This is a genomic window from Vibrio sp. D173a, assembly GCF_030248475.1.
This window is the reverse complement of sequence record NZ_JAHGAH010000308.1, coordinates 1-1371: the sequence shown is the minus strand read 5'-3', so window position 1 is coordinate 1371 and position 1371 is coordinate 1. Positions and strand designations below refer to the sequence as shown.

The following is a 1371-nucleotide window of genomic DNA, read 5'->3' as shown; positions in this document are numbered from 1 at the left end:
TTCTAAGATTGTGTTCACTGCTACATCCTCCTAATCGAAATAATTGTAGGGGGAGTAGGCGGGGAGGAGTCAAAAAGGAGGAGTAGAGGGGGAGTTGGGCGGAAATCACATTATTGCGTGACCTAAAGTTGAAACCGATCACAGGAAGTATTCATTTTGTGATTTGAGTCTCTAACCCTTGGCGATTCAGATCACGAAAATACGTCATAATTGCAAGGGCGTAGGGAGTAGGAGGATGAGACACAATCGATAATTTCAGATGATATGTGTCGAAATACGGCTGAACCTCAATGGACTAGCCCTACATCAAAAATATAAAAAGGATACGAACATGAAAAAATTAAGCGCTGTAGCACTGGGTACCCTTGTTGCTTTAGGTTCTTTTGGTGCTAACGCTGCCATCGAAGAAGGACAATTGACCATCTGGATCAACGGTGACAAAGGCTACAACGGTCTTGCAGAGGTTGGTAAGAAGTTTGAAGAAGACACTGGCATTAAAGTAACAGTGGCTCATCCAGACGGCCTGCAAGACAAGTTCCCTCAAACTGCAGCGACAGGCGATGGTCCTGATATCGTATTCTGGGCTCACGACCGTTTCGGTGGCTACGCAGAATCTGGTCTACTAGCTGAAATTAAACCATCTAAAGAAATCCAAGACGGCATCGTTGACTTCGCATGGGATGCAGTACGTTACGATGGTAAACTGATCGGTTACCCAGTAGCGGTTGAGTCTCTATCTCTAATCTACAACAAAGATCTTGTTCCAAACCCACCTAAGACATGGGAAGAAGTAGCAGCGCTAGACGCGAAACTTAAGAAAGACGGCAAGTCTGCAATCATGTGGAACCTAAAAGAACCGTACTTCACATGGCCGTTAATGGCAGCTGACGGCGGCTACGCATTCAAATACACATCTGAAGGCTACGACATCAAAGATGCAGGTATTGCGAAAGAAGGCGTGAAAGACGCAATGAGCTTCGTGAAAGGCCTAGTAGACAAGGATGTCATCTCTGCGGATATGGATTACTCAGTATCTGAGTCTGCGTTCAACCAAGGCACTGCAGCAATGACTATTAACGGTCCATGGTCTTGGGGCAACATTGAGAAATCTGGCATCAACTATGGCGTAACAACGCTGCCTAAGTTCCAAGGCCAGTCTTCTAAGCCATTCGTTGGTGTACTAACTGCTGGTATCAGCACTGCGTCGCCAAACAAAGATCTCGCGGTAGAGTTCATCGAGAACTACCTACTAACGAACGATGGTCTACGTATGGTTAACAACGACAAGCCACTAGGTGCAGTAGCGCTTAACTCGTTCCAAAAAGAGCTAGATTCAGACACGCGTATCGCGGCGACAATGGACAACGCGAT

General features: G+C 46.2%; 1 protein-coding gene. It reads left to right on the top strand.

Annotated elements, in window-relative coordinates; translation table 11 throughout:
* Nucleotides 1–331: 331 nt before the first annotated feature.
* Nucleotides 332–1371, top strand: a 1040-nt coding sequence (gene malE / locus KIV40_RS24875; protein ID WP_285351855.1) for a maltose/maltodextrin ABC transporter substrate-binding protein MalE, incomplete at its 3' end; no start/stop codon positions are given.